This window comes from Thermoflexus hugenholtzii, from assembly GCF_018771565.1.
Taxonomy (GTDB): Bacteria; Chloroflexota; Anaerolineae; order Thermoflexales; family Thermoflexaceae; genus Thermoflexus; species Thermoflexus hugenholtzii_A.
The window spans coordinates 2639738-2664665 of the sequence record NZ_CP076326.1; the positions used below are offsets into that span (position 1 = coordinate 2639738).

Genomic DNA, 24928 nt, shown 5'->3' on the forward strand with positions numbered 1-24928 from the left:
AATATAATCCCCCGTAGGGGAGTGCAGTGGATGTTCGATCAGATTTAAACCGCTCTGGATGGGCTTTTGGATACGGGGGGGTCTATGAGCGAGCGGGGACGGAGAGGACGGCGGGCCCAGAGCATCGTGGAGCTGGCGATTCTACTCCCCCTCTTTCTGATCCTCATCGCTGGGCTCACCGAGATCGGGTTCGCCATCGCGGCCTATCTCTCCCTGCAGGACGCCGTGCGGGAAGCCGCCCGCTTCGGCGCTGATGGGGATCCCTGCCTCTACGCAGATCGCCAAGAGGATCCGCGGGATCCCGCTGCCGTGTGCGGCAGCGACCTGTTCCTGAACCCCATCTCCCAGCGATTTGACGAGGCATTCCAGCCATATGCCCTGAACTCCGGCCTGGGGGACGATCTGGTGATCTCCGCCTTCGGCATCCGGCAGGATGGCACACTGGCCTGGCGACTCCCCCGAGACGCCCCCAACGGCTGGTCACGGTTCAACAATCAAAGCTCTCGAGTCACCAACGAGGCCATCGCCGCGCAGGTCGGCCATTCCCCGAGCAAGGGGATCCTGATCGTGGAGGCCTATTATCACTATCGTCAGCGTCTGGGCCTGTTCACCTGGATATTCCCTGAAATCATCCCGATGTATGCGTCGGCCTGGATGCCGTTGCCTTCGGTGGATCCGATGGAATGAGCCTGACCCATGGTCCATCGGCCCCTTCCAGGGTTGCCAATCGGAGGGAGGAAGATGCGCGGCCGCGGTCAGATTGTCGTTTTGTTCGCCTTCATGCTGGTAGGGCTGCTGGCCCTGACCGGCCTGGCCATGGACGGCGCCCGGCTTTACGCCGCCCGGCACCGCCTGCAGCATGCCCTGGACGGGGCCGCCCTGGCCGGCTCCAACCAGTTCCGCGTCGGCCGCACCCTGACGGACATCCAGCAGGCCGCTCGGGATTTCCTGACTGCCCAGGGCTTCGATGTCGCCACCATTCGGGTCTACACCTGCGATGATCCGGGCCCCTATGCCGCGGAGCTCTGCACCACCCCCCGGCGCAAGCTGGTGCGCGTGGAAGCGGAGGTGACCGTCCCGATGACCTTCCTGCGCGTGGTGGGATGGGGGAGCGCGCGGCTCTCCGGGTCCGCCACGGGGGAGGCTGCCTCCGTGGACCTGGTGCTGATCATCGACAACTCGGAGTCCATGGCCTACGACACCCGGATGGTCCTCGCCTCCGCGAACCCCATTGTGTGCATCCCCACAGACGCCCCCGATCCCAATCCGGCATGCCCTCGGCCCCAGCGGCCGCACTTCTGCAATCCGACGGACACCTGCGAGCCTTTCCGCTTTGTGCGAGAGGCGGCGCTGGAGTTCGCCGCCCGGATGCATTACCCCTATGACCGCGTAGCGGTGATCTCCTTTGATCGCCAGGCTCGTCTGTGGGTGGATTTGAACGGGGGGACCAGCCTGGCGGCCGTGGAGAGCGCCATCCGGAGCATCCAGGTTTACGATCCTTCCCAAAACCCGCAGACCACGAAATGCGCAGGGATGGATTGCACCTCGGGGAACTGCGTCCCGGTGCCTGTCTTCGAGCCAGGGGCCGGCAACGATCCGCGTCCGTGCCCCAGCAGCAACGTCCAGGGAGCCCTTCTGCTGGCTTACAACGTCCTGGCCACCCAGGGACGTCCGGCGGAGACCGGCGCCCTTTGGGCCATCGTGATCTTGAGCGATGCCGCCGCCAACGCCACAGATCCCTCTCCCAGCTCGCCGGACCCGGCGGCCAAGGACTTCGGGCTCTGCCCGAAATATACACCGCCCCCGGGGTGGGGGGAGCCCACCTGGTATTGGGGGGATCCCGCCTATCGCCCCTTCTGTCAGGATGGGGACTTTGAAGAGCGCCATCCCAGCGTGAGCACCCGTTACGATGCGGAGGACGCCGCGCTGGACATGGTGGACGTGCTGCGAGAGGCCAACGTGGTGATCTTCTCAATCGGCTACGGCAGCGGGATGCACAACCTGAACGTCCGGCCCGGCGGAGGGCGGGATCCCGATGTCGGGGAGAAGTTCATGCGCTACCTGGCCGACAGCACGGATGGGGATAACCGGGCGGATTGCCTGCAGGGCGGGAGCGACTGGTTCAGCCCCGGAGCGGTCTGGAAGTCTCAGGGGCAGCCGTGCAGCAATTACTTCTACGCCCCGGACGCCAGCGCGCTGCAACAGATCTTTCGGGAGATCGCCCGCCGGATCTTCACCCGCCTGAACCGATAGACGGCTTCTCTTGGGCAACAAAGGAGGGATCATGCGCCGATTGGCTCAGGGGACGCTGGAGTTCGCCGTGGCCCTGCCCATCTTCCTGATGCTGGTCTTCATGGTTGTCGAGCTGGCCCGGGTGTTCTACGCCTGGGCGACCATTGAAAACAACGCCCGGGCGGCGGCCCGCTACCTCTCCACCGGACAGTATGATGAGGCCTTCTGTCTCAGCGGCTGCGCGGACGAGGCCGACCGGGAGCAGGCCCGGCTGCAGGCCGGCCTGATGCGGGCCCGGGAGATCCTCTACGGGCTGCTCATCACCCAGTTTGGGGAGCAAGCGGGAGGGCCGGGCTCGGATGCGCCGGGCTTCTACGGCGTGACCATCTGCAGCAGCCGGGCGGGCTTCGAGTTCGACCCGATCACGCTGCGCTGTGAGCCGGGGAACGACGCCGGAGGGCCCGGAGATCGGGTGGTGGTGGTGGTGCGCCATAACCATATGATTATTACGCCTTTCCTCCGGCCCATCGTCTCCCACATCCCGCTGATCGCCCGCCGTGAGATCATCAACGAGCGCTTCCGGACCGTCCGTCTGCTGGGGCTGCCGCCGCAGATCCCGACGGTGCCGCCACCTCCCACGCCGACGTTCACCCCGGGTCCCACCGACACGCCTACGCCCACCCCGCCGCCCACCGACACGCCGACGCCCACCCCGACGGCGACAGCCACCCCGACACCGACGTCGACCTCCACCCCGACGGCCACCGCTACGCGCACGCCCACCCGCACCCCCACGCGCACCCGGACTCCTACGCGCACACCCACCCGCACGCCGACACCTTGCCCGCCGTCCGTGTGCACGCCCACGCCGACCCGCACGCCGACGCGGACGCCAACCATCACGCCCACCCGCACCCCCACGCGCACGCCGACGTCGACGCCTACCCGCACGCCCACACCGACGGTGTGCCCGCCATCCGTGTGCACGCCTACGCCCACCCGCACCCCGACGCCGACCTGGACGCCTACGCGCACGCCGACCCGCACACCGACGCAGACGCCAACTATCACGCCCACCCGCACCCCCATGCCCACGCCAACGCGCACCCCGACGCCTACGCCGGCGTGGACGCCCACGCCCACCCGGACCCCCACGCCCACGCCGACCCGCACACCAGGCGGGTGGGATGGGTGACGATCTCCCCGCGTATCCTCGCATGGAACGGAGAGGGTAGATCTTGAATCCCCCCTCTCCGTTCCATGCCAATGGTTAGGGAGCAATGACCAGGCAGGAGAAAATGGGCTCGCGATCCAGACGGATCCTCGGTCTGCTCAGCCTCCTCCTGGCGGGCCTGGGCCTGTTGGGAGGTTTCGTCTGGCATGGGACCGCGCGGGCCCTGCCACCCCCTCCGCCTCCCCCGTGGCCCACCCCGCGCCCCGCGCCGGCCCTGCGCGCGGCTGAGGTTTTCCCAAACACCCGATGGCAGACCCTCACCATCGGCATCACGAGCCCGGGGGATCCAAACCTTCCCATCACCCGGGAGAACCGGATCGAGAACGCCACCGTGGATCGTCTGCGCATCGGCTTCGGGGGGCTTACCTATCCAGATTGGATCACCCGGGTGGAGGCCTGGGCCGATCCTCTCGATGGCGAGATCACCTGGACGGTGGAGCCCACCGGCGTGCTGTTCATCAACGTCCAACCCACACATACCCTGTTCGCTTCGTGGGTCACCACAGCCTACGCGCAGCATAACCCGCCGGAGTATGAGATCACTGTGGGGACCATCGGGGGGACAGGCTTCGAGTTCGCCACGGGGATGGCCGTGCACGTGCCGACGGAGGTTTATACCATCACCTATGCTCGGATCGTCTCCACCAGCCAGGAGGGGCTCGATCCTTTTCCGCTCTACACACCGGAGGGTCTCCTGTGGCCGCTGGCCCGCTTCACTGCCACCCCAGAGGGCCGGGCGTGGGTGACCTATACCATCCGCCTGGGCGATCTGCGCGGCAATCTGGAGGAGACGCTCCCGGATCTGATCCTCCTCAGCCCTACGCTCCGGCTGGTCGGGGGAATGGCCCAGGTGAACGCATGGGTCCGGAACGCGGGCGCCGCGCCCATCCCGCCCCGCGTCGGCGGCTTCTTGGCCGCCCTGCAGCAGCGCGCGCCCGGCAACCCTCCGGCCGGGCCGTGGGACGGCGAAGGCTTCGCGGCGTGGATGGAAGGACCCTCCGGCGTCTGGCTTCCCCCGCTGGCCCCCGGTCAGGAGATCCCCATCACCGGGACCGCGTCCTTCCAACCCGGTCGGTGCTTCTTCCTGAACCTCGACGTCGATCCCTACGGGGAGAGCCCGCTCACCGGGCGGGTCTGGGAGGCGCGGGAGGACAACAACGTCACCGCCATCTGCCCGGCCACCGTCTTCCTCCCCCTGATCCTGCGAGGCGGACCGTAGATCGGTTGTAAATGGCATTGGAAGCAGGGAACGAACGCTCCTCCCCATTGCCGTTGTAGGGGCGGCTTCAGCTTTGAACATTCTGCTACCGAAGATCCAGGTTCAGGGCTGAAGCCCCTCCTGCAAAGATCAACGCTCGTCGGGATCGCTTCCGCCGCAACGGATGATGGTAAGGGAGCGAGGCCGTCCACAGAATGGAGAATCGTAAGTCGAAATTCATTTCGACCCGACCGCTATCCTCGAAAGCGAAGGCGACGGGCGAAAGGCCTTTCCACCCATCCCTCGGCACCGGAAGGCATGCCGCCCGGCAGGCGGTCGCTCCCTCCGGTAAAATACGCAGGCGGGGGAGGTTCTCAGGCCTCCCCACCTCTCGGAGTCGCACATCGCGATGCCGAACGGATGGGGACGCTGGATCATCGGACTGGGAGCGATGGCGCTGGCCGCCTGCACCGCCCGGCCTGCTCCAGTGACTGTGGTCGCCGACGGCCAGCGCCGCACCGTCTACGTCCGCGGCCCCACGGTCCGGGAGGCCCTGACCCAGGCCGGCATCCCGCTGCGGGACCTGGACCGCGTCACGCCACCGGAGAACGTCCCCATCCAGCCCGGGATGGTGATCACCGTCACCCGCATCACCCAGACGCTGGAGGTCGAGGAGATCCCCCTGCCCTTCCCCCAGCAGATCCTGAAGGACGCCCGGCTGGCCCCCGGAGAGACCCGCCTGATCCGCCGTGGGGAGCCCGGGATGGAACGGGTCACCGTCCGCCTCACATGGGCGGACGGCCGGCTGGTGGAGCGCCAGGAGGTGCATCGGGAGCGCCTCCGGGAGCCGGTGCCCGAGATCCTCGCCGTGGGCCTGGGCGGCGAGGTGGCCTCCCTCCCCATCTCCGGCACCCTGGTCTTCCTGGCCCGTCGGGACGCATGGCGGATGTCCGGGGAGACCTCCCGGATCCTTCCGCTCACCCGCTTCGGTGACCTGGACGGTCGGGTCTTCGCCCTCTCTCCGGACGCATCCATCCTGCTGTTCTCCCGGGCGCCCCTCACGGCCTCCTCCCGCCTGCTGAACACCCTGTGGGGACTGGATCTCCGGGCGGACCCGCCCCGTTCCCAGCCTGCCGGCCTGGAGAACATCCTCTGGCTGGACTGGTCCCCCCGGGGAGACCGCCTGGCCTTCACCACCGGGGAGCCCAGCCCCGGGCCGCCGGGATGGCGGGCGAACAACGACCTGTGGATCGGCCGCTGGGACGGCGGGCGCATCACGGCGCGCCGGGTGTTCACCTCCCCCACAGGAGGACCTTCCAACGGATGGGGGATGCGCTGGGCCTGGTCCCCCGACGGCCGGCGCCTGGCCTTCGGGCGAACCGACGGGATCGGCATCCTGGACGTGGAAAGCCTCCGGGCCACCCTCCGGATCACCTTCCCGGTTTACGAGACGGGAGGCGCCTGGGCCTGGACGCCCGCTCTGGCCTGGTCGCCCGACGGGCGCTATCTGGCTGCCCTGGTCCACGGCCCGCCTCGAGGAGAGGAGCCGCCGGAACAATCGACGCGCTTCGATCTGTGGATCGTGGCCGTCGAGGGTGGCTGGGCGCGCCCGCTTCTGGAGGACATCGGGATGTGGGCGGCCATCCTGTGGACCCCGCGGGGGATCTTCTTCGGGCAGGCGCGGCAGCCCGAGATGGGAGACGCCTCCCGCTACGATCTCTACGGGATGGACCACGACGGGAGCAACCGGCGGCGGCTGTTCCCGCTGGAGGGGGAGATCGGGTTCGGCGGCCCACCGGATATGCTCTGGGCCCCCGACGGCCAGAGCCTCCTGGTCCGCTATCAGGGGGACCTCTACCGGATCAACCTCCTCTCCGGCCGGATCGACCGCCTCACCGCGCAGGGAGACATCGCCGCCATGGCATGGCGTTAGAGCCAGAGCCCTTTGTAGGAGCGGCTTTAGCCGCGACCTTTACGTTATCGAAAAACCAGAGGCTGGGAGTTGCCGAAGCGGCTTCCGCCGCAACCCTGCGTCATCGAAGACGGGAGGTTCGGGGCGAAAGCCCCTCCTACAGAAGCCCATTTTTGTAGGAACGGCTTTAGCCGCGACCCTTTGCGTCATCGAGAACCGGGGTCTCGGGGTTGCCGGAGCAATCTTCACCGCAACCCTTGCGCCATCGAAGACGGAAAGTTCGGGGCGAAAGCCCCTCCTACAGAAACCATCTTTTTGTAGGAGCGGCTTTAGCCGCGACCCTTGCGTCATCGAGAACCAGAGGTTGGGAGTTATCGGAGCGGCTTTCATTGCGACCCTTGCGTCATCGAGGACGGAGGTTCGGGGCGAAAGCCCCTCCTACAAAAGATCGATGATTACGGAGGAAAACAATCGGAAGAAGTGGCCCCCGGGATCGTGCTGGATTTCGATGCGTATGATCGGGTGGTCGGCATTGAGATCGAAGGCGCGCGCCTTCGTCGATCGATCCCGCCTCGAGGTCAAGGGGTTTCCGCTCGCTCAACGAATTCGGATGGAGCCAGCTCCTGCGTCCGCAGGGCCATGAAGTTCTCCAGAGCCGTTAGAGGCCGAAGGTAGCGCGGGGTCGCAGCGGGGAAGTTCGCGTAAACCCCGCGCCGTTCCGGGGGCAACAACGCGGCGATCTGGACCATCAGCTCGTCCGTGGCCTCCCGCAGGGCCTCCCGGCTGCGCTCCTCCGGGATCTCCACCCGGAAGGGAGGGCCGAAGACCACCCGCACGGATGTGCGCCGGAGCCGGCGGATGTTGAACTTGAAGCGATCGGTCCCATCCACCCCCACGGGCACGATGAGGGCGCCGGTGCGCCAGGCCAGGTAGACCGCCCCCTCCTTCCCCCGGATCAGAGCCCCGGTGGGGCTCCGGGTGCCCTCGGGGGCAATGAGCAACACCCCACCCATCCGGAGCACCTCCAGGGCCGTCTGAACAGCCCGGCGATCGATCTCCCCCCGCCGGACCGGGAAGGCGTCGAAGGCGCTGACCAGGGGGCCCAGCACCACGTCACGGAAGACCTCGGCCTTGGCCATGGGAAGGACCTTGCGGCGGAGCACGCTGACCACCAGCACGGGATCCAGGAAACTGATGTGATTGATGGCCAGGATGACCGGCCCGCGATCGGGGATGTTCTCCAGCCCGACCACCTCCAGGCGCAACACCAGGCGATAGGCGAGGTGCAGCAGGAAGGTCAGGAAACGGCGCACCCACGAGTGCCGGTGCACCCGCGTGGCCGTCAGCCAGCGGGAGGAACGCTGGAACACCTGCCCGGTCTCTTCCATGCCCGGACGCCCTCCTTCCGGGGAGCTCCTCATCCGGCCGTTTGCAGCTCAGCCAGGCGACGGGCCTGATCGTCCAGGATCAGCGCCTCGATCAGCGGATCCAGATCCCCGTCCAGAACCTCTTGCAGGCGATACAGGGTGAGATGGATGCGATGATCGGTGACCCGGTTCTGGGGGAAATTATACGTGCGGATCTTCTCCGCCCGCTCGGCGGTCCCCACCTGGCTGCGTCGGGCCTCGCGGACCTCCGCCTCCCGCTTGCGACGCTCCAGCTCATACAGCCGCGCCCGCAGGATGGCCAGGGCCCGTTGCTTGTTCTGGAACTGGGAGCGCTCGTCCTGACAGGAGACCACGATGCCGGTCGGGACATGGGTGATCCGCACGGCGGTCTCGTTCTTCTGCATATGCTGTCCCCCCGCCGTCCCCGCCCGGAAGGTCTCGATGATGAGGTCCTTGGGATCGATCTGGACCTCCACCTCGTCCATTTCGGGGAGCACCGCGACGGTGGCGGTGCTGGTGTGGATGCGGCCGGAGGCCTCCGTGATGGGGATCCGCTGGACCCGGTGGACGCCGCTCTCGTATTTCAGGCGGGAGTAGGCGCCGCGGCCGCGGATCATGAAGATCACTTCCTTGAAGCCGCCCAGGCCGGTTTCGTTGGCGCTGAGGAGCTCCACCTCCCAGCCCTTCCGCTCGGCGTAGCGGGTATACATCCGGAAGAGATCGGCCGCGAACAGGGCCGCCTCCTCCCCACCCGCTCCCGCCCGGATCTCCACGATCACGTTCTTCTCGTCGTTCGGATCGCGGGGGAGCAGCTGCCGCAGGAGCTCCTGCTCCAGGCGCTCCTGCTCCTCGGTGAGCCGCTCCAGCTCCTCCCGGGCCAGGGCGGCCAGCTCCTCCTCCTCGGCGGTCTCCAGCAGCTGTCGGGCCTCCTCCCGCTGACGGCTTACCGTTCGATAGCGCCGGAAAGTCTCCACGATGGGCTCCAGCTCCTCTCGCTCCTGGCTGAGGGCGCGAAGCCGGGCGAGGTCGGCCGCCACCGCCGGATCCGCCAGCAGGGCCGTCAGCTCCTCATATCGCCGCTCCACCGCCTCCAGTTTCTCCAGCCATCGGCGCTCCATACACCCCTCTTCATCCGGATGTTCGATCGGCCAGCCGGTAGAGGCGCAACGCCGCTGCGCCTGCTCCTAACCCGCTTACGCGTCCTCCAGGCCCAGGCGCCGCAGGGCATCCCGGGCGGCCTCCCGGGTGGCCTCCCGTTTGCTGGTCCCCTGGCCTTCCCCGACCACCTCCTCCCCGATCCGCACCCGCACGGTGAAGCGCGCCGCGTGGGGAGGGCCCTCCACCGCCACCACCTCATAGACCGGCGTCTGGCCCCGCACCGCCTGGCTCCACTGCTGCAGGCGCCCCTTCGGATCGTGCCGCTCCAGGTTCTCCAGGGCCTGCGCGATGGCCTCCGGAAGCAGCCGGCGCAGCAGGGCCTCGGCCGCCGCCAGCCCGCCGTCCAGATACAACGCCCCCAGGAGGGCTTCGAAGGCGTCTGCCAGGATGGAGGGCCGGGTCCGGCTTCCCTCCGCCTCTCCCTTTCCCAGCCGGAGGAAGCGGCCGAGCTCCAGGGCCTCGGCCCAGGCCGTGAGCTGCTCGCCCCGAATGAGGGCAGTCCGCAGGGCCGTCAGGCGCCCCTCCGGCCAATCCGGGAAGCGGCGGAACAGCTCCGCGCTGACGACCAGCTGCAGCACCGCGTCCCCCAGGAACTCCAGCCGCTCGTTATCTCGGACCCCCTCCCCGGGGTGCTCGTTGACGTAGGAGCGGTGGGTCAGGGCCTCCCGAAGCCACTCGGGGTTCCGGAACGACCAGCCCAGGCGCTCCTCCAGGAGCCGGAGCGAGTCTTCAGGGGAAGCGGGAGGCGCCCCTTCCTCCCGGACCGTCCCGGTGGATCCGGAGGGCGCCTCATCCGAACGGGTGGGGGACGGAGAGGGCTCCCGACGCCATCCCGGGAGGTTTTCCAAGAGGCGTCCCATCCGGCTACGCAGGATGCCCATCCGGGAGGATCCTCCTTCGGAATCCGAGAACGAATGATTCGCGTGATACCTCAACGGATGCTCGCCTTGCCCGGGATCCGGGAGGCGCACCCCTCATCAAAACAAAAGGGGCAGATCCAGGATCTGCCCCCGTTTCCTTGCAGGAGAGCGGGCGACGGGATTCGAACCCGCGGCCTTTGGCTTGGGAAGCCAACGCTCTACCACCTGAGCTACGCCCGCCCGCTTTCTCTATTTAAGAATTTAGCCGGTCCCTGCCGTTCTGTCAAATCCCCCCGCGCGGGCGGGGGACGGCCTCGCCGTGCCCCCGCCCCGCCCGGTTTCCGCGGCGTCTCAGCGCTTCGTCCGGAAGCCCAAGACCGTGTAGAGCGGGCACCAGCCGACCAGAGCGGTGAGGATGAAGACGACGGCGATGACGGTCAGGATGATGCCCAGGGTGTTGAAGCGGAGGACGAAGGCCGAGACCAGGATGAAGGCGACCGCCACGATCAGGCGCACAATGCGATCCCAGCCGGCCATGTTCACCGCCATGATCCACCTCCTGCGCACAAGGATGTTCAGTCCTCATCATCGTGGTGATGAGAGTGGGCATGACCCGCGGCGATGGCGTGGCGCATCCGCTCCCAGGCCGCCGTGGCCTTCGCCATCGCCTCCGGATCCGTCACCTTCATCAGCTCGTTGATGAAGTAGCCTTCCGGCACGGCCCCCTCGATGTGGATGACCTCATTGATCACCGTGCGGGGCACCCCATAGACCCCGTAGAAATCCGCCAGCTCGGGGAACTCCATCGCCTCGATCATGTCCGCGCGGATCCATGGGCTCTCGAAGGCCGCCTGATGGGCCAGCCGGACCATCCGCGGACAATACGGGCACGTGGGCGTGACGAAGACCTGGATGTGGACCGGCGTCTGGATCCGGGCCAGGCGCTGGCGGCTCGCCGGCGAGAGCCCCGAATCCCGCGCCCCCACCATCCGGATGTCCTCGATCAGCGAGCCGAACTCATAGCCGGACGGGATCCCGAAGTAGCGGATGCCATAGTCCTGGTCCCCCTCGATGACCACGGCCGGGACCTTATCGATCCCGTAACGCTCCGCGACCTCCCGGTCCGTGATCCGGTTATGGACCTCCAGGGAGATGCGATCGGAGAGGGCCGCCACCTCCTCCACCAGCTGTCGGGTCTCCCGGCAATAGATGCAATCCGTATGCTGGATGAAAACCCGCAACCGCACCGGATGGGGCAGATCGGCCAGCAGCCGGCGGACTTCCTCCCGGGTGCGCGCGTCCAGCAACGCCATACGGACCTCCTCCGGGGTAAGATACAGGCCCCGGCCCGCCGCCCTCTGAGGGAGACCGGATGGGGGGCGTTGCGCCCCCCATCCTCCCCCGTCGGAGGGCCCGATGGCGCGGACCATCCAGGGCACGTGCAGGCCCTGGAAAAGGGCCCTTCACTTCTCTTAGATGCCGGCGGTCTCCATGGGGTGACATGGGGGCTTCCCGCCGGGGAAAAGCCCCCTCCGGGAGGGAGACGCCCCATCGCGCATCCACACGCGATTTGCGCTATAATATGTAATGCAGATGGGGGCGAACTGGGCTCGACGGGGGAGGCAGATCGTCGGTGGCCGGTCGGGGCCGCTCGGACCCCGTGAACAACCCGAGCAAAAAACAAGTGCCAACCGCGACTACGCGGCTCTCCCGCTGGCCGCCTAAGCCAGCGTGAGGGGACGGTCCCCCGATGAGGGGACCCGCTCGACCGGACCCATCGCCGACGGGGCCGGCTCGGGTGTGACAAAGTCGGCGTGCGGCGGCCCGGCGCCCCGGAGGGCTGCCTAAGATCGAAGGGGCTGGCCGGCCGGAGACCTTGCCGGTTGGAGGACCGGCCGGCGAGAGGAAGAACCGGATACACCGGTAGGCACCGGCGGTTGAATCCTCCGGACGCGGGTTCGATTCCCGCCGCCTCCACTGAAGCCGGGCGGGGCCTGAGGGGCCTCGCCCGTTTTTTTGGAGCCGCATGTTGCGAATCTCTCCCTCATCTGGACGCTCGCATGGGCGTGACCGATTACTACGTCTGGCGAGAGTTTGAGGATCGCATCGGGAACGAGTGGATCCGATGGGCAGGCAAGCCCGGCCTGGAGATCTGGAGCCATGTGGACCCGGGGGTTGCGCTCATCGCCCAGGTGATGGAGATCGGGCCCCAGGATCACGTGCTGGATCTCAACTGCGGGGTGGGCTGGCTGGGGGTGCTGGCTGCCCGGCGCACTGCCGGCCGCATCGTCCTGGCCAGCGACCACGGCCTGGCGGTGGAGGCCGCCCGGCGCACCATGGCCATGAACGGCCTGGAGGGCCGCGCCCTCCTGATCCACGGCGATGGGATCCCCGGGCTCCAGCCCGGGACCTTCGATGTGGTCTTCCTCAACATCCCGAAGGGGAAGGAGGTGGCCCAGCGCCTGGTGCGCATCGCCGCCTGGGCCCTGAAGCCTGGCGGGCGCCTCTATCTGGCCGGGCCGAAGCGGGGGGGGATCGAAGGGATCATCGCCTACGCCGCGGATCTGTTCGGCAAGGCCCCCGTGTGGGCCTACGGCGGAGGCTACCGGGTGGCCGTGGCCACCCGCCCGCCGGACCTCCCCCTTGAATCCCCCGGGGAAGATTTCGTCGAGCGGGAGGCCACCGTCCGGGGCCGAACCTGGCGCTTCATCACCCGACCCGGCCTGTTCTCCTGGTCCGCCCTGGACGAGGGCACCCGTCATCTCATCGAGCAGATGGAGATCCGCCCTCAGGACCACGTGCTGGATCTGGGATGCGGGTATGGCATCGTGGGGGTGATCGCCGGCCACGAGGCCCGGGAGGGGCGGGTGGTGATGGTGGACATCAGCGCCGCGGCCCTGGAGGCCAGCCGGCGCACCCTCTCCCTCTATGAGCTGCCCCACGTCGAGGTGCGCCTGAGCGATGTGATCGACGGGGTGCGAGGGGAGCGCTTCGACGTGGTGGTGACCAACCCGCCGATCCATCAGGGGTTCGGGGTGGAGCGAGAGGTGGCCATGCAGTTCGTCCACGATGCGCCCGCTGTGCTGCGCCCGGGCGGGCGGCTGTATCTGGTGGGAGCCGTGGTGCTCCCCTACCGCGCCCTCATCGAGCGGGCCTTCGGGAACGTGGAGATCCTCTTCGACGACCGGCACTACCGGGTCTACCGGGCCATCCACCGGCCCCGCCGGTTGCGATGAGCCGCCGGGCGGACAGCGGCTATGAAGATTCCCGCTCGTGCCCTCGGAAGACCAGCCGCAGAGGGGTTCCGGTGAACGGGTAACGCGCCCGGATTCGGTTCTCCAAGTAGCGCTCATAGGAGAAGTGGACCAGGTCCGCGTCGTTGACGAAGAACACGATGGTCGGAGGATCGGTCCGGGCCTGGGTCACGTAATAGATCTTGAGAGGCTTCCCTTTCCGCGTCGGAGGGGGCTGGGCCTCCAGCGCCTCGCGGACGAGCCGGTTCAGCTCGGAGGTGCTCAGGCGCACATGGCGCTCCCGGTAGACCTGCAGGGCCAGGGGGAGCAGGGCCGGGACGCCGTAGCCGGTCTTCGCCGACACGAAATGCACCGGCGCGTAATCCAGGAACTTCAGGGTCCCCCGGATATGCTGGATGAACTCCTCCGGCTTCACCCGGGGCCGTCCCCGCTCGTCCAGCATAAGATCCCACTTGTTGACCACCAGGATCACGCTGCGGGCCTCATCCACCACCATCCCGCCGATCACCGCGTCCTGATGGGTGACGCCCTCCTGCGCGTCCAGCACCAGGAGGACGACGTCGCTGCGCTGGATGGCCCGCAGGGCCCGCAGGACGCTGTAGCGCTCGATCCCCGGCCGGATTTGGCCCCGCCGGCGGATCCCGGCCGTGTCGATGAGGATGATCCTCTTCCCCTCCCACTCGACAGGCGTGTCGATGGCGTCCCGCGTGGTTCCGGGGATGGGGCTGACGATCACCCGCTCCTCCCCCAGGATGGCGTTGAGCAACGAGGACTTCCCGACGTTGGGGCGCCCGACGATGGCGATGCGGATGCCCTCTTCCTCCTCCGCTTCGGCCAGGCCCGGCAGGGCAGCCACGATGGCGTCCAGCAGCTCGCCGATGCCGGTGCCATGGAGGGCGGAGATGGGGTAGACCTCCCCCAATCCCAGCCGGTAGAACTCCACCGCCGCTTCCCGTAACTCGGGGTTATCCGCCTTGTTCGCGGCCACCAGCACCGGCTTCTGCGTCCGCCGCAGGACCTCCGCCACGGCTTCGTCGGCGGCGGTGAGGCCGGCCTGGACGTCCACCACCATGACCAGGACGTCAGCCTCGGCGATGGCGATCTCGGCCTGGGCGCGGATCTGAGGGATAAAGGCGGCGGAGTCTTCCGCCAGAGGCTGGGCCGGCCGGAGGCCGGCCTCCGCCTTGGGAGGCAACACCTCCAGCCCGCCCGTGTCCACCAGGGTGAAGGCGAAGCCGTTCCAGATCACCTCCCCGTGGAGGCGATCCCGCGTCGTCCCCGGGCGTTCGTCCACCAGGGCCAGCCGCTGACCGATCAGCCGGTTGAAGAGGGAGGACTTCCCCACGTTGGGCCGCCCCACCAGGGCGACCATCGGCTTGCGCGTCGCCATGTTCCGGAACCGCCGGAAACCCGTGCTGGGCACCCCGTTGTTGAGCGGAGGATCAAACGGGCTGGGGATCCGCCCCGTGAGGCCCCCAGCCCTCAAGTTCATTATAATAATAAAGATCCAAGGGGACCGGAGCCCCTCATCCCGTCGGGAGGAATCCATGCGCGAAATCACCGTGGCAGCTGTGCAAATGGACGCGCGTCTGAACGAAATGGAAGACAACCTGTCCCGCATGGCGGAATGGATCGCCCGGGTCGCCAGCGAGCAGCGGGTCGATCTGATCGTCTTCCCTGAGCTGGTGACCACGGGCTACGAATGCGGCGCCCGCTTCACCGAATGGGCCCAGCGGATCCCCGGTCCCTCCACCCACCGCATCGCCCAGCGGGCAAGAGAGTTCGGGGTCCACGTGGTGTTCGGGATGGCCGTCCGGGAACGGGTGGAGACCATCCTCTACAACTCCGCGGTGGTGATCGGGCCGGATGGGGAAACCCTGGGGGTTTACCATAAGGTGCACCTGAAGGGGGAGGAGCGGCTGCTCTTCCGGGGCGGCTACCGGTTCCCTGTCTTCGAGACCGGTTTCGGATGGCTGGGGGTGTTGCTGGGGTGGGACCTCCTGTTCCCGGAGGCCGCCCGGGTGCTGGCCCTCAGCGGGGCGGAGCTCCTGGCGGTCCCGGCGGCCTGGGAGCAGCCCTTGCGGGAGGAATGGCGGATTGTGACCCGGGCCCGGGCGCTGGAGAACACGTTCTTCCTGGTGGCGGCCAACCGCGTCGGCAAGGAGGTGACTTACGAGTTCGTCGGCGACTCCATGATCCTCGGGCCGCGGGGTCAGGTCTTCGCCTCCCTGGATGAGCCGATGGAGGGCTACGTGGTGGCCCGCATCGACCTGGAGGAGGTCCGTCGCCAGCGGGAAGAGCTTCAGGTCCTCCAGGCCCGCCAGCCCAACAGCTATCGGCTCCTGGCCAAGCCCTACTGAGCCGGGGCCCAGCCGCGCGATCGGAAACCAAGACCAAGGTTCGGGGCGAAAGCCCTTCCTACGAAAAATTTGCTTTGTAGGAGGCTTTCGCCGCGACCCTTGCCTCATCGAAGACCGAAGTTCGGGGCCAGAGTCCCTCCTACAAAGATCGATCTCTTGCGAATGAGGACGGAGAATGGGTGCGGAGCGATGGCGGGCGTGGGCGGAGCCGATCCTGGCCCGGCTGGCCCGCGGGCTGGATTCGCTGGGGATCCATCCGAACGCGGTGACGGTCCTGGGTTTCCTGCTCAGCCTGGGAGCCGGGCTGCTGGTCGGCCTGGGGCTCCGATGGGGTGCCGCGGCGCTCTGGGCCCTCAGCGGGCTCTGTGACGCCCTGGATGGGTCGCTGGCCCGCCTCTCCGGCAAGGCCTCCCCGGCGGGGGCTTTCCTGGATTCCACGCTGGATCGTTACAGCGATGGGGCGATCCTGCTCGGCATCGGGGCGGCCTGGCAACGGGCCGGCGCCCCGTGGGGCGGATGGGTGGCCGGGTTCGCGCTCCTGGGCGCCCTGATGGTCAGCTACGCCCGTGCCCGCGGGGAGGGGCTGGGCCTCTCCCTCCGGGAGGGCTTCTTCACCCGGCTGGAGCGCTTCTTCCTGATCCTCCTGGCCCTCCTCACCGGCTGGTATGGGCCGTTGCTGCTGCTTTTCGCCCTCCTGGCCCACCTGGCCGCCTTGCAGCGGGCCGCACGGGCGCTGCGGATGCTTCACGCTCGCTCCCCTTCTGAGCGTTCACCGTGATCCAGGCGGAAGGGCTTCGCAAGACCTTTGGGGACATCACCGCCGTGGAGGAGGTCTCCCTGGAGGTGCGCCCGGGGGAGATCGTGGCCCTCCTGGGCCCCAACGGCGCCGGCAAAACCACCACCGTCCGGATGCTGGCCGCGTTGCTGCGGCCGACGGCCGGCCGGGCCCTGGTCGCCGGCTACGACGTCCTGCGCCAGCCCGAGGAGGTCCGCCGGCGGGTCGGGCTGCTGACCGAGTTGCCCGGCCTCTACCTGCGGATGACCGGCTACGAGTATCTCGCTTTCTTCGCGGATCTCTACGAGGTCCCCCGTCCGCTCCTGAAGCAACGGCTGGAGGCCTGGCTGGACCGCCTGGAGCTCCGCGGCGCCCTCCACCAGCGCATCGCCACGTATTCCAAAGGGATGCGCCAGAAGCTGGCGCTGTTGCGAGCGTTCCTCCCCTTGCCGCCCGTTTTCCTGCTGGACGAGCCCACCTCGGCGATGGATCCGCAGAGCGCCCAGGTGGCCCGGGAGATGATCCGCAGCCTGGCGCAAGAAGGTCATGCCGTTCTGCTGTGCACCCATAATCTCTACGAGGCCGAGGCCCTGGCCCACCGCATCGCCATCCTCTGCCGCGGCCGGATCATCGTGGAGGGCACCCCTCAGGCGCTGCGGGACCGCTTCCTGGGGCCGCCGGTCTACGAGCTGCGTCTCGCCGCGCCGGCGGGGCAGGTCCTGGAGCTCCTCCCGGAGGGCCTCGCCGTTGTGGAATGGGGAAGCCACTGGGTTCGCTACCGGGCCTCGGATCCGGAGCGGGAGAACCCGCGGGTGTTGCAAGCGTTGCTGGCCCACGGCCTGCCGGTGGTCTCCCTGTCCGAAGTCCCTCGCCCCCTGGAGGACCTCTACCTCCGCATCCTGAACGGGGCCGCTCCGCCCGCTTCACCGGATCCAGCGGCCCGATCCGAGGGAGAGCACGCATGCCGCTCGTGAACGAGGGGACGGGGCTCCGGGATCTGGGAAAGCGAGGTCAACGCTGGCTGCGGGGGGCGTGGGTGATCTTCCGGCGGGATCTGCTGGACATCCTGCGGGACTGGCGGCTGGTCTCGCCCCTGGTCCTGCTCCTGTTGATCTTTCCGGTGCTGGCCCTGCTCTCCGCGGAGGCCGCGACCCGCTACATGGCTCAGTTCGGCGCCCAGCTGGTGGCGGAACGCCTGCTGCCGTTCCTGGCCCTGGCGACCGGCTTCCTGCCCCTGACGGTCTGTCTCATCATCCCTCTGGAGACCTTCGTGGGGGAGAAGGAACGGCGGACCCTGGAGCCGCTGCTGGCGGCCCCCGTGAGCGACCTGCAGCTCTATGTCGGCAAGGGGCTGGCCGCCCTCATCGTCCCCACCGTCACCTCGCTGCTCGGAGTCACCTTATATCTGCTCATCCTCATCGCGCGGCGCGCCCTTCCTCCGGATCCGGCGCTCCTCCTCTCCCTTTACGGCATCCTGAGCCTGCACGCGGTGGTGATGGTGGCAGGGGCCATCGTGATCTCCACCCAATCCTACAGCGTGCGCGGAGCCAACCTCCTGGCCAGCTTCATCATCCTCCCTCTCTCGATGCTGCTGGTTTTCGAATCGTCCCTTCTCTTCTGGGGCAGCTACCGGATGCTGATGATCATCCTGTGCATCCTGCTCGCCTACGCCGTCCTGCTGGTCCGGATGGGAGTCGCCCTGTTCAACCGGGAGCAGCTGCTCAGCGCGGAGTTCGACACCCTGGATCTGCGGGGGATGGCGCGGGGGTTCTGGCAGGCGCTACGGATAGGAGATCCCGAGGGGTTGCCGCGAAGCGGATGGGATGGGCTCTGGGGGCCGATCCGCCGCTCCGGAGGGGCGCTGGCGACCCTGGCCCTCCTGGGGCTGATGGGGTTCGCCCTCGGGTGGTCCTTGACGCCCGGGATAGGCTCCCTCCCCGCGGAGGCGATCCTGGAACGGCTGGGGCCCGGCGGGCAGAACCTCTCGCGCTCGCTGGCCTTCCCGCTGACGGCGTGGGGGATCTTCATCCACAACCTGCGGGCGGTGCTGGTGAACACCCTCCTGGGGGCCCTCAGCCTGGGCCTGTGGGTGGCCTTCTACCCGGTGGGATTGATGGGGTTCATCGGGATGCTGCTCCGCATGCTCTTCACCATCGATCCCTCGCTGGGGATGGCGGGGATCCTGGCCGTGCTCCCCCACGGGCTCGTCGAGCTGCCCGCCGTCGGCCTGGTGTTCGCGGGCGCGTTACGCCTGAGCCTGACGCTGCTCACCCCGCCGCATCCCCGGAGCCTGCGGGATCGCCTGCTGCTGGCTCTGGCGGATTGGATCAAGCTCTTTGGGCTGGCGATCCCGCTGCTCCTGCTGGCGGCCTGGATCGAAGCCTATTTGACCCCCCATCTGGTTCTCGGATGGCTCGCGGCTCGGCTCCCCTGAGCCGGCTCACGGGCGACAGGCCCGTTCCCCTGTCCGGTCGGTGTGGACGCGGAAGGTCTCCCCGCGGGCTTCCAGGAAGACCACGTAGCCCGGCGTGAGGATCTGCGCATACACCTTCCCCGGCTCCGGGCATCCCAGAGCGGCGTCCGGCCAGTCCACCGGCTCCCATGCGACGACCCGGATCGCCTCGGGGGGGAGATCCAGCTGCATGGCCAGGAACCGGACCGCCGCCATCACCGCTTCTGGCTGCGTGGCAGGGGTTGAGGTGGGATCAGGCGCGCGCTCCATCGCTTCCCTCAGCCATTCCCGGATCGGGGCCAGCGCCGGATCCGCCGCTGCCGGGAGCGCCCCCTCGTGGAAGATCGCCTTCCGGATCTGCTCCCCTTCCTGAATCGTGACCGCGTAAGCGAAGCCGTCCGGGACCGGCGTGCCCACTTCCTGATCCCGGAACGGGCGGAGGCCTTCCACCGCCCGGGCGACCGCATCCGGGGTCGTGTTCCAGCGAACATGAAGACGGTTTTTCCGATCCAGGAAATAGAGCGTGCCGTCCGCCATCGCCATCAGCTCGTGGTCCATCCCGGCGATGCCACCGGTTCGGCGGACCCGCAGGAGGACGCGGGCCGGCAACCCGTTCCACACTTCCCCTTTCGTCACCAGGATGTAGGGTTGACCGCGGGGGTTCCGCCGAACCTGTCCGCGCAGCCGGAGCAGCGTTTCGGTGGCCTCCCGGTCGAACGGGCGGAGGGGGATGTCCTTCAGCGCCTCCTCCCCGGCGGGCACGATGTAGATGCAGCCGGTCGGGTCGGCGACGGCGACGTCGCTGCGGGTAAGGGGCGGCCCCACCCCGGCTTCCCCCAGCAGATCCCACCCCCGGTAATAGGCGAGGATGGTCACCTCCCGCCCCTGGTAGCCCGAGGGATCCGCGAGGATCTCGCCGATAGGGGTGACGGACTCCCAGAAGGCCGGTGTGGGGATGATGGTGCCGTTCGAGGGAGACACCGGTGGCCTCGGGGCGCAGGAAACAAGAACACAGAGCAGACCCGCCAGGATCGCTTTCCTCATTGTTTGCCTCCTCCCGCCAGCGGCAGCCCATGGTTCCGATAAAGAGACGCCTGGGCACTTCCGGTGGTTCCGACAGGCCCTTTCCCACGAGGATCCGTGAGGTCACGGCGTCCAGAACCGGCCGAAGCCCAGGGCGGCGGCGGCCATGGACCCGAAGAACAGGGCGGCGCTGAGGCCCAGGAGGAGGAAATCGTGGCGCCGGAACCGCAGCTCCGTCAGCCAGGTGCGGCGTCCCACGCCGAAGGCCCGCAGGTCCATCGCGTCGATGATGTCTTCGGCGGCCATCAGGGCGTGCAGGGTGACCGGGACCACCAGGGGGGCGAGGCGCCGGATTTGGGCGATGGGGCCGCCGCGCACGTTCTCCAGCTCATACCCCCGAGCCCGCTGGGCATCCATGGTTTGCATGGCGTCCCGTCCCAGGGTGGGGATGAAGCGGAAGGCCAGGTCCATGGCGTAAGCGATCTTGTCCGGCAGACCCAGGCCCCGGAAGACCACGCCATACTGGGAGGGATCCAGGGTGTAGGGGATCAGGATGGCCGCGGTGATCACCGTCCCCATCCGGCACATCTGGCTGAGGGCGAAGAAGAGGCGCTCCACCGTGATGGGGATGGCCGGGGTCCATCCGAACAGGGAGATCGGCAGGGTCAGGCGGGCCAGCAGCCGCTCCGTCTGATAGACTTCGAAGCCTCCACGGCCGGTCAGGAAAGTGATGAACACGAACACGAAGGCCACGAAGCCGGTGAACAGCCAAGCCCGACGGGTTTCCCGCCAGGTCAGCCGGTTCAGCCGGAAGTAGAGGAGGGCCAGGCCCCACAGGCCCGCCAGCACCCGCACGTCCCAGAAGAAGAGGGTGGAGAGCATCAACGAGAGGGCGGCGAGCAGACGGGCCCGCGGGTCGAAGGCCTCCAGGAAGCTGCCCCGCCGTCGATAGGGCCATGTCACCAGCACCAGGCCCTCCTCCTCCAGACGCGGGGACCCTGGCTCATGCCACCCCGGCGCCCCGGCCCAGTTGCTGCTGCAGGGCGTTGTAGGCGCCCACCAGCAACGGGGTGAGGATGGCCGCGTGGAGGATGTTCGGTCCCGCTGCCGGCACGAACTCCCCGAGCAGGGCCACCGCGGGCGGATAGCCATTGATCCAGATGTCGGCGATGGCCGCGAAGCCGATGCCCACGATGTTGGCCACCGCTCCCCAGACGATCACCGAGGCCAGGGCGATGTTCCGCCCCAGCGCGAACCGGAGGGCCACCACCAGCGCCGCCCCGATCAGCGGCACCCAGCGCATCAGCGGGCTGAGGGGTCCGCCGAAGAAGGGGCTCTCAATCTCGGTGGTCATCGCCCACAGGCTCAGCGCGACGCCCACCACCGCCACGAGGCCGGTGAGGATGTTCAAAGCCCGCTCACGCCCCAGGATCACCGGCAGCCCGGCCACCAGGCCGATCAGGCCGTTCCCGATGTCCCAGGCGGGGAACACCCCCCATCCGGTAAGGAAGTCCCCCAGGATGTTGCCCACGGCCCCGGTGAAGAAGCCGACAGCGGGCCCGAAGACGTAGCCGAAGAAGACCGGGAAGACGATGGCCGGGCGCAGCGCCACCTGACTCACCGAGGGGACCACGAAGACGGTGCCGTTGAAAAGATACGAAAAGACGCCGTAGAGGGCAGCGCCGATGGCCATATACACCACCTCACGGGTGCCGATCTGCCAGGCCGGATGATCCGCGGTGGCGAAGTAGACGATGTAGACGATCACGGCCCCGATGGCCACCCAGAGCAGCCAGCCGAAGCCCTGTAGCCGAACTCCCTCCGGCCCGGTCATCAGGCTGGCCAGCGCCATCAACAGGACGACCACGATCAATAAGATCAACCAGGTCAGAGCTTTGCGCGCCATGGCCGCCTCCTGAGATAAGGATGCTCCACCTTCTCAAAGAAAGAGGGCTGGCTTCTCTTCAATTATAAAGAATCGCTCCTTACACTCAATCAACACCCTGGAGCCAGGCGCACAGACGATCGGCCCGCATGAAGCGGCCGGTTCGGGGAAGATGCTGGCGGTTCGCCTCCAGCAGAGAGGTCGGGACCAACCGCCCCCGGCGCATCACCTCCGGATCGCTCAACACGGCCTCCGGGGGGCCGTCGGCGATCAGCTGACCATCCGCCATCACCCAGATGCGATTGGCGAAGGAGAGGGCCAGATCCAGATCATGGGTGATGAACACCAGGGCGTCCGCTGCCTGGGCCGTCCCGAAGACCAGCTCGGCGATGGCGTTCATCAAGCGCATGCAGGTCTGATAGTCCTGGCCCGCCGTGGGCTCGTCCATCACCAGGATCCGGCTCCGCATGCTGAGGACCGAAGCGATGGTCACTCGCTTCTGCTGACCGAAACTCAGGGCCCATGGGGAGGAGCGGGCCTGGTCCAGCAACCCAACCTGTTCCAGGGCCCAGCGGACGTCGGCTTCGACCTGATGGGGAGGGCGGCCCAGGTTCCGGGGCCCGAAGGCCACCTCCTCCCACACCGTGGGGGCGAAGAGCATATGGCTGGGGCTCTGGAACACATAGCCGATGGTGCGGGCGATGCTGGCCACCGTCTGCGCCCGCGTCTCCTTTCCTCCGACCCAGACCCGGCCCCTTCGGGGCTTGAGCAGCCCCATGGCCAGCTTCAGCAATGTCGTCTTGCCCGCGCCATTGGGGCCGAGGATGGCCAGGCTGTCCCCTTTCCGGATCTCCGCCTGGATCCCCCGCAACACGTCCGGGCCATCGCCGTAGCCGAAGGACACGTCCTCGAAGACCACCAGCGGGGGCGCGTTAGGAGAGGCCGGGGGGATCTCCACCCCCGGCGTCGGGCGCCCCTTCAGCGTCGACCAGCGCTGGAGCCAGACCCGGAATGGAACCTTCACCGCGGTCGGATCCACACGTTCGAAGAAGGACTCTGGATCCCCATCGAAGACCAAGCGTCCGTCCTCCAAATACAGCACCCGCCTGGGGCCCGCCTGGAGGGCATCCTCCACCCGATGCTCCACCAGGAGGATGGTATGACCCTCCCGATGAAGCTGGCGGAAGACCGCCAGGGCCTCCTGGGCGCTCTGGGGATCCAGGGAAGCGAGCGGCTCGTCCAGCAACAGGATGCGCGGGGCCATGGCCAGCACCCCCGCCAGGGCCACCCGCTGCTTCTCCCCCCCGGAGAGCTGGAACGTGGGACGATCACGCAGATGGGCGATCCCCAGGGCGTGCAGGACCTCCTCCACCCGCTCCAGGATCTTCGCCCGTGGCCAGCCCAGGTTCTCCAGCCCGAAGGCCACATCGTGCAGCACGTCGGCGGCCACAATCTGACGCTCCGGATCCTGAAGCAGGGTTCCCACCTGCTGGGAGAGCCGGGCCATGGGCCATGCGCGGGGATCGTGGCCCCCGATGCGGATGGTGCCTCGCAGCTCCCCTTTGTAGCTGCGGGGGATCAGCCCGTTCAACGCCCGCAGGAGGGTGCTCTTCCCGCAGCCGCTCGGGCCGGCTATCAAGGCCATCTCCCCCTCCTCCAGGGCGAACGAGAGGTCATGGATGGCCGGCTGCGGCCGCGCCGCATAACGGAACGTGAGCTCGTGAACCTCCAGGATCGGACCCATCCCTCATCCTCGCTGGCGCTTCCTGAGAGCGGGAGATCGATGGCGCTGCCACGCCACGGGTTCCGCGTTGCGCAAGATTGTAACACAGGCCGGGCCCTTCCCGGGGCACGTCTCCCCAAACTCCGGTGTAACATCTGACAACCCTCACTTGTGAGGGAATCGCTCCGAAGGCATAATGCGGAGTGTGGAAGGAAGCAACCCCCACCTGCTTGTGGAACGGGAGGCGTCTATGCGGCTGGCGGAGCGGATGTCCCGCTTGGGCACGGAGACGGCCTTTGAGGTGCTGGCGCGGGCCAAGGCCCTGGAGGCCCAGGGGCGGGAGATCATTCATCTGGAGATCGGGGAGCCGGACTTCGACACCCCGGCCCACATCAAGGCCGCTGCCGTCCGCGCCCTGGAGGAGGGATGGACTCACTACACCCCCGCCGCCGGGATCCCCGCCCTGCGGGAGGCCATCGCCGACTACATCCGCCGCACCCGGGGGATCCCGGTCGGGCCCGAGCACGTGGTGGTGGTGCCCGGCGGCAAGCCCATCATGTTCTTCGCCATCCTGGCCCTGGTGGAGGAGGGGGACGAGGTCATCTACCCCAACCCCGGCTTCCCCATCTATGAGTCCATGATCCGCTTTGTGGGCGCTCGCCCCGTCCCCCTGCGCCTGCGCATGGAGAACGAGTTCCGGGTGGATGTGGAGGAGCTGGCCCGCCTCATCACCCCCCGCACCCGCATGCTCATCCTCAACTCCCCCGCCAACCCCACCGGCGGGGTGCTGACCCGGGAGGACCTGGAAGCCATCGCCGAGCTGTGCCTGAAACACGATCTGGTGGTGCTCTCCGATGAGATCTACAGCCGCATCCTCTATGAAGGGGAGCACATCAGCATCGCCAGCTTCCCCGGGATGCTGGAGCGCACCATCATCCTGGACGGCTTCAGCAAGACCTACGCCATGACCGGCTGGCGGCTGGGTTACGGGGTGATGCCCGAACCCCTGGCCGAGGCCGTCACCCGACTGATGATCAACTCCAACTCCTGCACCGCCGCCTTCACCCAGATCGCTGGGATCGCGGCGCTGACCGGCCCCCAGGACGACGTCGATCGCATGGTGGCCGCCTTCCGGGAGCGCCGTGAGGTGATGGTGGAGGGGCTCAACCGCCTCCCCGGCTTCCGCTGCTTGAAGCCCAAAGGCGCCTTCTACGCTTTCCCCAACATCGAAGGGACCGGGATGTCCTCCCGGGAGCTGGCCCACTATCTCCTGGAGGAAGCCGGGGTGGCCGTGCTCTCCGGCACGGCCTTCGGGGAATACGGCGAGGGCTTCCTGCGTCTCTCCTTCGCCAACTCCATCGAGAACATCCAGAAGGCCCTGGAGCGCATCGAAAAAGCCCTCCAGCGCCTCCCCATCCGCGCGGCGGCCTCATAAAGCACCGGGGGCACAGGTTGAGACCTGTGCCCCCAAGCG

General features: G+C 67.9%; 21 protein-coding genes, 1 tRNA gene and 1 other RNA gene. 12 read left to right on the forward strand and 11 right to left on the reverse strand.

What is annotated here, in order from left to right; genetic code table 11:
* Positions 1-84: 84 nt before the first annotated feature.
* The 5 genes from KNN16_RS11955 (at position 85) to KNN16_RS11975 (ending at position 6597) form a co-directional block, all read left to right on the forward strand.
* On the forward strand, positions 85-687 hold the full coding sequence (locus KNN16_RS11955; protein ID WP_303897152.1) for a TadE/TadG family type IV pilus assembly protein: 603 nt from the start codon (positions 85-87) through the stop codon (positions 685-687).
* A gap of 54 nt (positions 688-741) precedes the next feature.
* Positions 742-2253 carry a pilus assembly protein TadG-related protein gene (locus tag KNN16_RS11960; RefSeq protein ID WP_303897153.1) on the forward strand — a complete coding sequence of 504 codons (1512 nt, stop codon included), beginning with the start codon at positions 742-744 and terminating at the stop codon, positions 2251-2253.
* A gap of 31 nt (positions 2254-2284) precedes the next feature.
* The gene (locus KNN16_RS11965; RefSeq protein WP_303897154.1) at positions 2285-3427 is read left to right on the forward strand and encodes a TadE family protein; all 1143 of its coding nucleotides are present in this window, start codon (positions 2285-2287) and stop codon (positions 3425-3427) included.
* A gap of 103 nt (positions 3428-3530) precedes the next feature.
* Positions 3531-4685 (forward strand): hypothetical protein, encoded by a 1155-nt coding sequence (locus KNN16_RS11970; RefSeq protein WP_303897156.1) that lies wholly within the window; start codon positions 3531-3533, stop codon positions 4683-4685.
* A gap of 388 nt (positions 4686-5073) precedes the next feature.
* Positions 5074-6597, forward strand: coding sequence for a G5 domain-containing protein (locus KNN16_RS11975; RefSeq protein WP_303897159.1), 1524 nt, complete (start codon positions 5074-5076; stop codon positions 6595-6597).
* Between the two features lie 557 nt (positions 6598-7154).
* On the opposite strand, the gene KNN16_RS11980 is transcribed toward KNN16_RS11975, so the two are convergent.
* From KNN16_RS11980 to KNN16_RS12005, 6 genes are all read right to left on the reverse strand, one after another.
* Entirely contained in the window at positions 7155-7964 is an 810-nt protein-coding gene (locus KNN16_RS11980) for a 1-acyl-sn-glycerol-3-phosphate acyltransferase (RefSeq protein WP_303897160.1), read from the reverse strand.
* 29 nt (positions 7965-7993) lie between these two features.
* Complete coding sequence (gene prfA / locus KNN16_RS11985) at positions 7994-9082, reverse strand: peptide chain release factor 1 (protein ID WP_303897161.1); 1089 nt, start codon at positions 9080-9082, stop codon at positions 7994-7996.
* A gap of 75 nt (positions 9083-9157) precedes the next feature.
* Complete coding sequence (gene rnc, locus KNN16_RS11990; RefSeq protein ID WP_299283588.1) at positions 9158-10003, reverse strand: ribonuclease III; 846 nt, start codon at positions 10001-10003, stop codon at positions 9158-9160.
* Positions 10004-10149: 146 nt separating this feature from the next.
* Positions 10150-10222, reverse strand: a tRNA-Gly gene (locus tag KNN16_RS11995).
* 111 nt (positions 10223-10333) lie between these two features.
* The gene (locus KNN16_RS12000; protein ID WP_303897163.1) at positions 10334-10531 is read right to left on the reverse strand and encodes a DUF2892 domain-containing protein; all 198 of its coding nucleotides are present in this window, start codon (positions 10529-10531) and stop codon (positions 10334-10336) included.
* 26 nt (positions 10532-10557) lie between these two features.
* On the reverse strand, positions 10558-11295 hold the full coding sequence (locus KNN16_RS12005; protein WP_299283592.1) for a thioredoxin family protein: 738 nt from the start codon (positions 11293-11295) through the stop codon (positions 10558-10560).
* A gap of 282 nt (positions 11296-11577) precedes the next feature.
* Between KNN16_RS12005 and ssrA the strand changes: the two genes are divergently transcribed.
* Positions 11578-11962, forward strand: a transfer-messenger RNA (tmRNA) gene (gene ssrA, locus KNN16_RS12010).
* 80 nt (positions 11963-12042) lie between these two features.
* Positions 12043-13218 carry a methyltransferase gene (locus tag KNN16_RS12015; protein WP_303897165.1) on the forward strand — a complete coding sequence of 392 codons (1176 nt, stop codon included), beginning with the start codon at positions 12043-12045 and terminating at the stop codon, positions 13216-13218.
* A gap of 19 nt (positions 13219-13237) precedes the next feature.
* On the opposite strand, the gene der is transcribed toward KNN16_RS12015, so the two are convergent.
* Entirely contained in the window at positions 13238-14626 is a 1389-nt protein-coding gene (gene der / locus KNN16_RS12020) for a ribosome biogenesis GTPase Der (RefSeq protein ID WP_299283596.1), read from the reverse strand.
* A gap of 157 nt (positions 14627-14783) precedes the next feature.
* On the opposite strand from der, the gene KNN16_RS12025 reads away from it, so the two are divergent.
* The 4 genes from KNN16_RS12025 (at position 14784) to KNN16_RS12040 (ending at position 18805) form a co-directional block, all read left to right on the forward strand.
* Positions 14784-15596, forward strand: a complete 813-nt coding sequence (locus tag KNN16_RS12025) for a carbon-nitrogen hydrolase family protein (protein WP_303897167.1) — start codon at positions 14784-14786, stop codon at positions 15594-15596.
* Positions 15597-15771: 175 nt separating this feature from the next.
* Positions 15772-16374 (forward strand): CDP-alcohol phosphatidyltransferase family protein, encoded by a 603-nt coding sequence (locus tag KNN16_RS12030; protein ID WP_299283601.1) that lies wholly within the window; start codon positions 15772-15774, stop codon positions 16372-16374.
* Positions 16371-17345, forward strand: a complete 975-nt coding sequence (locus KNN16_RS12035; RefSeq protein WP_303897169.1) for an ABC transporter ATP-binding protein — start codon at positions 16371-16373, stop codon at positions 17343-17345. Before KNN16_RS12030 ends, KNN16_RS12035 begins: the two co-directional genes overlap by 4 nt.
* Entirely contained in the window at positions 17333-18805 is a 1473-nt protein-coding gene (locus KNN16_RS12040; protein WP_303897170.1) for a stage II sporulation protein M, read from the forward strand. The genes KNN16_RS12035 and KNN16_RS12040 overlap by 13 nt, the downstream gene beginning before the upstream one ends.
* A 6-nt stretch (positions 18806-18811) precedes the next feature.
* Here KNN16_RS12040 and KNN16_RS12045 read toward each other — a convergent pair whose 3' ends face one another.
* The 4 genes from KNN16_RS12045 to KNN16_RS12060 all read right to left on the reverse strand — a co-directional run bounded on the left by KNN16_RS12045 (position 18812) and on the right by KNN16_RS12060 (position 23475).
* Positions 18812-19867, reverse strand: coding sequence for a hypothetical protein (locus KNN16_RS12045; protein WP_303897171.1), 1056 nt, complete (start codon positions 19865-19867; stop codon positions 18812-18814).
* Between the two features lie 102 nt (positions 19868-19969).
* Positions 19970-20815 (reverse strand): energy-coupling factor transporter transmembrane protein EcfT, encoded by an 846-nt coding sequence (locus KNN16_RS12050; RefSeq protein WP_303897172.1) that lies wholly within the window; start codon positions 20813-20815, stop codon positions 19970-19972.
* Between the two features lie 34 nt (positions 20816-20849).
* Positions 20850-21752, reverse strand: a complete 903-nt coding sequence (locus KNN16_RS12055; protein WP_303897173.1) for an ECF transporter S component — start codon at positions 21750-21752, stop codon at positions 20850-20852.
* Between the two features lie 85 nt (positions 21753-21837).
* Complete coding sequence (locus KNN16_RS12060) at positions 21838-23475, reverse strand: ABC transporter ATP-binding protein (RefSeq protein ID WP_303897174.1); 1638 nt, start codon at positions 23473-23475, stop codon at positions 21838-21840.
* A 229-nt stretch (positions 23476-23704) separates the two neighbouring features.
* Between KNN16_RS12060 and KNN16_RS12065 the strand changes: the two genes are divergently transcribed.
* A complete protein-coding gene (locus KNN16_RS12065; RefSeq protein ID WP_303897175.1) occupies positions 23705-24889 on the forward strand; it encodes a pyridoxal phosphate-dependent aminotransferase in 1185 nt (394 codons plus the stop codon).
* The last annotated feature ends 39 nt before the right edge of the window (positions 24890-24928 follow it).

Coding starts and splice junctions, on each gene's coding strand:
- KNN16_RS11955 (WP_303897152.1), top strand. CDS start 85: ATGAGCGAGCGGGGACGGAGAGGACGGCGGGCCCAGAGCATCGTGGAG.
- KNN16_RS11960 (WP_303897153.1), top strand. CDS start 742: ATGCGCGGCCGCGGTCAGATTGTCGTTTTGTTCGCCTTCATGCTGGTA.
- KNN16_RS11965 (WP_303897154.1), top strand. CDS start 2,285: ATGCGCCGATTGGCTCAGGGGACGCTGGAGTTCGCCGTGGCCCTGCCC.
- KNN16_RS11970 (WP_303897156.1), top strand. CDS start 3,531: ATGGGCTCGCGATCCAGACGGATCCTCGGTCTGCTCAGCCTCCTCCTG.
- KNN16_RS11975 (WP_303897159.1), top strand. CDS start 5,074: ATGCCGAACGGATGGGGACGCTGGATCATCGGACTGGGAGCGATGGCG.
- KNN16_RS11980 (WP_303897160.1), bottom strand. CDS start 7,964: ATGGAAGAGACCGGGCAGGTGTTCCAGCGTTCCTCCCGCTGGCTGACG.
- prfA (WP_303897161.1), bottom strand. CDS start 9,082: ATGGAGCGCCGATGGCTGGAGAAACTGGAGGCGGTGGAGCGGCGATAT.
- rnc (WP_299283588.1), bottom strand. CDS start 10,003: ATGGGCATCCTGCGTAGCCGGATGGGACGCCTCTTGGAAAACCTCCCG.
- KNN16_RS12000 (WP_303897163.1), bottom strand. CDS start 10,531: ATGGCGGTGAACATGGCCGGCTGGGATCGCATTGTGCGCCTGATCGTG.
- KNN16_RS12005 (WP_299283592.1), bottom strand. CDS start 11,295: ATGGCGTTGCTGGACGCGCGCACCCGGGAGGAAGTCCGCCGGCTGCTG.
- KNN16_RS12015 (WP_303897165.1), top strand. CDS start 12,043: ATGGGCGTGACCGATTACTACGTCTGGCGAGAGTTTGAGGATCGCATC.
- der (WP_299283596.1), bottom strand. CDS start 14,626: ATGGCGACGCGCAAGCCGATGGTCGCCCTGGTGGGGCGGCCCAACGTG.
- KNN16_RS12025 (WP_303897167.1), top strand. CDS start 14,784: ATGCGCGAAATCACCGTGGCAGCTGTGCAAATGGACGCGCGTCTGAAC.
- KNN16_RS12030 (WP_299283601.1), top strand. CDS start 15,772: ATGGGTGCGGAGCGATGGCGGGCGTGGGCGGAGCCGATCCTGGCCCGG.
- KNN16_RS12040 (WP_303897170.1), top strand. CDS start 17,333: ATGCCGCTCGTGAACGAGGGGACGGGGCTCCGGGATCTGGGAAAGCGA.
- KNN16_RS12045 (WP_303897171.1), bottom strand. CDS start 19,867: ATGAGGAAAGCGATCCTGGCGGGTCTGCTCTGTGTTCTTGTTTCCTGC.
- KNN16_RS12055 (WP_303897173.1), bottom strand. CDS start 21,752: ATGGCGCGCAAAGCTCTGACCTGGTTGATCTTATTGATCGTGGTCGTC.
- KNN16_RS12060 (WP_303897174.1), bottom strand. CDS start 23,475: ATGGGTCCGATCCTGGAGGTTCACGAGCTCACGTTCCGTTATGCGGCG.
- KNN16_RS12065 (WP_303897175.1), top strand. CDS start 23,705: ATGCGGCTGGCGGAGCGGATGTCCCGCTTGGGCACGGAGACGGCCTTT.